At 40.3% G+C, this 5,786-nt stretch carries 5 protein-coding genes and 1 pseudogene; 3 read left to right on the forward strand and 3 right to left on the reverse strand.

Features of this window, described 5'->3' with window-relative positions; all coding sequences use genetic code 11:
* Positions 1-103 (reverse strand): annotated as a pseudogene (locus LD39_RS22525) (nitronate monooxygenase); the annotation flags it as partial.
* A 124-nt stretch (positions 104-227) separates the two neighbouring features.
* Here LD39_RS22525 and LD39_RS06335 point away from each other — a divergent pair.
* Positions 228-1,697, forward strand: a complete 1,470-nt coding sequence (locus LD39_RS06335) for an aminotransferase class I/II-fold pyridoxal phosphate-dependent enzyme (RefSeq protein WP_035544119.1) — start codon at positions 228-230, stop codon at positions 1,695-1,697.
* A 137-nt stretch (positions 1,698-1,834) separates the two neighbouring features.
* Here LD39_RS06335 and LD39_RS22020 read toward each other — a convergent pair whose 3' ends face one another.
* Together LD39_RS22020 and LD39_RS06340 are read right to left on the reverse strand one after the other, a co-directional pair.
* Complete coding sequence (locus tag LD39_RS22020; protein WP_081988344.1) at positions 1,835-1,948, reverse strand: GapA-binding peptide SR1P; 114 nt, start codon at positions 1,946-1,948, stop codon at positions 1,835-1,837.
* Positions 1,949-2,156: 208 nt separating this feature from the next.
* Positions 2,157-3,005 carry a polysaccharide deacetylase family protein gene (locus tag LD39_RS06340; RefSeq protein ID WP_035544121.1) on the reverse strand — a complete coding sequence of 283 codons (849 nt, stop codon included), beginning with the start codon at positions 3,003-3,005 and terminating at the stop codon, positions 2,157-2,159.
* Positions 3,006-3,144: 139 nt separating this feature from the next.
* On the opposite strand from LD39_RS06340, the gene LD39_RS06345 reads away from it, so the two are divergent.
* Together LD39_RS06345 and LD39_RS06350 are read left to right on the forward strand one after the other, a co-directional pair.
* Positions 3,145-4,209, forward strand: a complete 1,065-nt coding sequence (locus LD39_RS06345; RefSeq protein ID WP_035544123.1) for an aromatic acid exporter family protein — start codon at positions 3,145-3,147, stop codon at positions 4,207-4,209.
* Positions 4,210-4,251: 42 nt separating this feature from the next.
* Positions 4,252-5,786, forward strand: a 1,535-nt coding sequence (locus LD39_RS06350) for a BCCT family transporter (protein WP_035544126.1), incomplete at its 3' end; no start/stop codon positions are given.

A 5,786-nucleotide genomic window follows, 5' to 3' on the forward strand; every position in this document is an offset into this window, starting at 1 on the left:
AAACGGCTGCAGCAAGATCAGCATAAGCGAGGTGAGCAAGTCCCCCCTGTATAATAGGAAACGAAATGTTCAACAACTCTGTGACTCTAGTGTTCCACTTCATCCAATCCCTCCCTTTATCGATATTTTACCACGAGCTGTTCATGATGAGAAAAATTACTAGCCAGTTTTATGCGAACCTGCTATAATTCAGTTGCTTTCAATCTATAAAGAGGTGCAAACTTGTCATGAATCAAAATGAAACTCCTTTATTTACAGGCGTCAAAGAACACGCTGCAAAAAAACCTACACAATTTCATATCCCAGGTCATAAAGGCGGAAAGGGCATGGATGAAGAATACCGCGATTTCATCGGTGAAAATGCCTTGTCTATTGACCTGATAAATATTGAACCGTTAGATGATCTTCACCATCCTCATGGGATGATTAAGCAAGCTCAAAGTCTAGCTGCTGAAGCTTTCGGAGCCGACTATACTTTTTTTTCCGTCCAGGGTACTTCAGGAGCTATCATGACAATGATCATGAGTGTCTGTCATCCAGGCGATAAGATTATCGTTCCGCGAAATGTTCATAAATCGATTACGACGGCTATCATTTTTTCAGGAGCGAAGCCAGTTTTCATACATCCAGAGCTAGATGACCAACTGGGAATCTCGCACGGGATCACGCCGGAAGCTGTTAAACGAGCTTGCGAGGCCAACCCTGATGCCAAAGGCGTGCTCGTGATCAATCCTACGTATTTCGGAATTACAGCAGACTTAAAAAAAATTGTTGACATCGCTCACTCTTTTGAGATTCCTGTCCTTGTCGACGAAGCCCACGGAGTCCACATCCACTTTCATGAGCGCCTGCCTTTATCCGCAATGCAAGCGGGCGCAGATTTAGCCGCCACAAGTGTTCATAAACTGGGTGGGTCTCTTACGCAAAGCTCGGTACTTAACTTACGTGAAGGAATCGTCTCCCATGAAAGAGTACAAACCATTCTGTCTATGCTGACGACCACTTCGACATCGTACATCTTGCTTGCCTCTCTTGACACAGCAAGACGCCATTTAGCTATCAATGGGCGACAGTTATTAGAAAAATCCTTGCAGCTTGCTGATTACGCACGAAGAAAATTAAATGAAATTCCAGCGATCTATTGTCCAGGGGAAGAAATCTTGGGTAGTGAAGCTACTTATGATTTTGACCCGACGAAGTTGATCATTTCTGTCAAAAATTTAGGAATGACAGGTTATGATGTTGAAGTTTGGTTACGTGAGCACTATAAGATAGAAGTAGAATTATCTGACCTTTACAACCTTCTTTGCATCGTTACACCAGGAGATAGCGAAGAGGACATTGAATTATTAATTGAAGCCTTGTCAGAGCTATCGGCCCGATGCTCTTCTACCCACCAGACAAAAGAAGTAGAAGTAAAAGTGCCTCAAATTCCCGTACTATCGCTCACTCCGCGGGATGCATTCTACGCATCTACTGAAGTGATTGCGTTAAAAGATTCTATTGGAAGAATAAGTGCGGAATTCGTCATGGTCTACCCGCCAGGCATTCCGATTTTTATCCCAGGTGAAATCATCACTGAAGAAAACGTCCAATACATTCGTGAAAACATCGAAGCCGGACTTCCGGTACAAGGACCTGAAGATGACACACTGGAAACGATTCACGTCATCCAAGAACAACGAGCGTTTAAGTAAGAAATAGGACTGCTTGATTTTCATACAGCAACTATTTTGCAGCTAAACGCCAAACTGAACAATTATGTGCTTTATTAATGAAAAAAGCCATCCCGACGTTTCTCATTACGCCGGGATGGCTTTTTACCATTATGTGGTTATTTTTGTTCTGGTGTATTACAAGTCGGACATGTACTATAAAGAGTAGAAACCTTTTCATTTTCATAATGCTCAATCACTTTTTGACAGTCTTGACATACGATTGTACCCATTACATCCACTCCTTAATATTTGTAATCGCTTTCACTGTAAGTTTATTTTAATATGGCACAATCCAAAAATCAAGCCCAAAAGTATAACATTTTATAATTTGTGACATACTAATTAATTCCGTCACAATTATAGGTATGTCATATCCTTTTCAATTAGTCCAGAAAAAAGACGGAAATCCAAATTGGATACCGTCTACGTAATGTTATGTTATGGAGTTTTAATCAAAGAAGGATCCAGTAATTCATATCCTTTGTCTTTTAACCCTTTGACTATGTCAGGAAGTGCTTTCGACGTCCATTCGCGATCATGCATGAGTAAATTAGCTCCATTGTTTAACAGCTCTGTATTAACCATAATATCAGCCAGCTTAGAAGCATCCATGTATTCCTTGTTCCAATCATAGCCGTAGGTCCAATTCATAAGCAGCATATTCTCTTCAGCAGCCAACTGTTTAGAGTAATCTGTATTTTGTCCAAATGGAGCTCGGAAAAACCTCGGTCGTTCTCCAATGATTTCTTCAATCCGATCATTCAATCCCACAATTTCTTCCTTTTGTTCTTCTTTAGAAAGATCAGGCAAGGAGGAATGACTATAGGTGTGGTTTCCAATCGGGAACCCCATTTCATGGATCTTCTTAAGCTTTTCCGCTCCTTCTTCTGAATCAATGAAATGACCGTTCACAAAAAAGATTGCCGGGGCATTCATCTCTTTCAATGTTTTTGCCATTTCGACACCGTGTTCATCAGGTGCATCGTCAATAGTGATGAGTGCAACCTGAGGATTAGCGTCGGCGATAGGCTCAAAGGACCAATTTCCAGTGATTTGATACTGAGGCTCTACAGGGGCTGTGTCAGCTGGTTCTGATTCTTTCTCTTCAACTGACTTCTCTGTATCTTCATTCTTTGCTTCTTTGCTATCATCACTTTTCTCTGCTTCTGCACTTTGTTCCTTCTTCGGTTCATCTTTTGTTTCTTCTTCAGACTTACTTTGGCTTGATACCCCGCTGCACGCAGCCAAAACCAAAGCTAAAATCATCAATCCAACCAACCTTTTCATAGTTGTCCCTCCACTGTTATGTATTTCCATCTATCATTATAAAAGATAATAGTGGATTTTTTCTATCGTTTTTGGGGAATTTATTATATAATTATTAATCGTGGTCCATAGACATTTCTTTAACAATAAGGTGATCTTCATGATTCAATCTCTTAAAAAGTTCAAAATTCTTGGAGGAAGAACTTTAAAAACAGGGATTTCTGTGTTTTTAACTGCATTAATCTGCGGTTTTTTTAATTTGCCCATCATTTTTGCTGTCATTACGGCGATTGTTACTGTAGAGCATACAGCTTCAGATTCAATCAAGAAGGCATTTGTCCGTTTTCCGGCTTCAGCAATCGGAGCCCTGATCGCTACTTCTTTATATGCAGGTTTAGGTAAAGGCGCTCTGACTTTCGGTCTTGTAGCTATGATTACCATTGCGGTCTGCCATAAACTGGGGCTTGATGACGGGATTATTGTTGCGACTATTACGGCTATTGCTATGATTCCAGACTTTCAAGAGCACTATATTGTTTCATTCTTTACTAGGTTGGGTACTACTTCAATTGGAATCATCATCTCAACTCTTGTGAATTTTTTCCTTTTACCACCTAATTATTCCCCCATGATTTACAAAGACATTAATTCTCTGTATAATCACGCTGCGGTGTTGCTTGAGCGTATAATTTCAGACATTGTAGCAGAATCTAAAGAGAAAAACCGGGGTATTCAAAGGTCTTACAGACAACTGACCGCACATTTAGAACGGACCTATCAGTTGTCACAGTTTCAACGTGAAGAGTGGAAGTACCATAAGCACACGAAAGAAGAAATGTTGGCCTTTCAGTTTTCCCAAAAGAAGTTAGGCGCATTCCAACAGATCGCCTATCATTTGGGGAACCTGCAATATGTAAAAACACAAGCATCAGACTTTACTGAAAATGAAAAAGAGCTCTTACTCACTTTAACGAACTATTATGTAAAGGTTCTTCAAGATCCCAGACATGAAATTTGCGAGGAACAGTTTCAAAGAGTTGAACAGTTGGATGATGTATTCTGGAAATGGAAAGAAGAACACGTTCAAAAGCAAACGGGATTCAGGCACCAATTACCGCCTCAAACCATTTTAATTTATGAACTTTTATGTTTTCATGATGTATTGGAGGAACTGCAAAGCATGTCCAGGAAACAAAAATCTATGGTCCACCAATGCTATCTGTAAGAAAGTGAGTAAGCACAACACTAAATAGGAGGGATGATATCAATGAAACAAGTTTCAAAAGTTTTTTATATTTCAGTTGTTGCAGCCTTGTTATTTATCATTTGGGGAGTCATCCCTAAAGAAACGTTACCAACATGGAATTTGACCAACGTAACATCAACCATCCAAAATTTTTTAACTGATAAATTCGGATGGTTCTACTTACTGTCAATGACCGGATTCGTGATTTTTGCTATCTTTTTGGTTTTCTCTAAGTATGGAAAAATAAAGTTAGGAAAACCGGATGATGAACCAGAATATCCATATATCACTTGGTTCGCCATGTTATTCAGTGCCGGTATGGGTATCGGTCTTGTATTCTGGGGTGCAGCCGAGCCATTATCACACTTCCACTCGCCCCCCCTTGTAGATCAGGAACCTATGAGTGAAGCAGCAGCGCAATCAGCCATGAAATACAGCTTCTTCCACTGGGGTCTCCACCCATGGGCTATGTACGCTATTTTTGCACTGGCACTTGCCTATTTCAAATTCCGTAAGGACGCACCTGGTGTTATCAGTGCAGCTCTGACACCAGTTTTAGGTGAAAAACGTGTCAACGGACCAATAGGAACTCTTGTTGACTTTATTGGGGTTTTTGCAACTATTTTCGGTGTTGCAACATCGTTAGGTTTAGGTGCATTACAGATTTCCAGTGGACTTGCCTACACAATTGATGGTCTCGAAGATACGTTCACTTTGCAGTTGATCATCATTGTTGTGGTAACCATCTTGTTCATGACTTCAGCTATGACTGGATTAAATAAAGGAATTAAATATTTAAGTAATACAAACATTGTCTTAGCTATCGCGTTAATGGTCTTCCTTCTATTTGCAGGGCCAACAAACTTTATTATGGATTTCTTTACAACAACATTCGGATCTTACATTCGTGATTTACCGTATATGAGTTTCCGAATGACACCTTTTGCAGAAGATAATTCATGGGTTCAAGCCTGGACAATCTTCTACTGGGCATGGTGGATTTCCTGGGCTCCATTCGTAGGTACTTTTATCGCTCGAGTTTCAAAAGGACGAACAATCAGAGAATTCATCTTAGGCGTATTGCTCGTTCCAACGATTTTCGGTGCTTTATGGTTCTCAGTATTTGGCGGAACAGCGATTTCTCTAGAGTTCTTTGATGGAATCGATATCTACTCTGATGTGAGTGATCTCGGCACTGAAGTTGCTTTGTTCTCCATGCTTGAACACGTTCCTTTGGGCGGAATTATGTCCTTTATCGGACTATTGCTAATCAGTACATTCTTTGTCACATCAGCTGACTCTGCAACATTCGTACTTGGTATGCAAACGACAAATGGCAGCTTAAACCCTAGAAACCAAGTTAAATTCACTTGGGGAGTTATTCAAGCAAGTGCAGCAGCAGTACTATTGTGGCAAGGTGGATTAAATGCCTTGCAGACAGCGGCTATCATTGCTGCATTTCCGTTTATCTTTATAATGATTTTGATGTGTTTCTCTCTCCTTCGCGCGTTTAGCGAAGAAGCGAAGAAGGTTGATCTGAAGAAAAAAGCAAAATA

Origin of the sequence: Halobacillus sp. BBL2006 (assembly GCF_000786645.1) — a bacterium.
Classification (GTDB): domain Bacteria; phylum Bacillota; class Bacilli; order Bacillales; family Halobacillaceae; genus Halobacillus.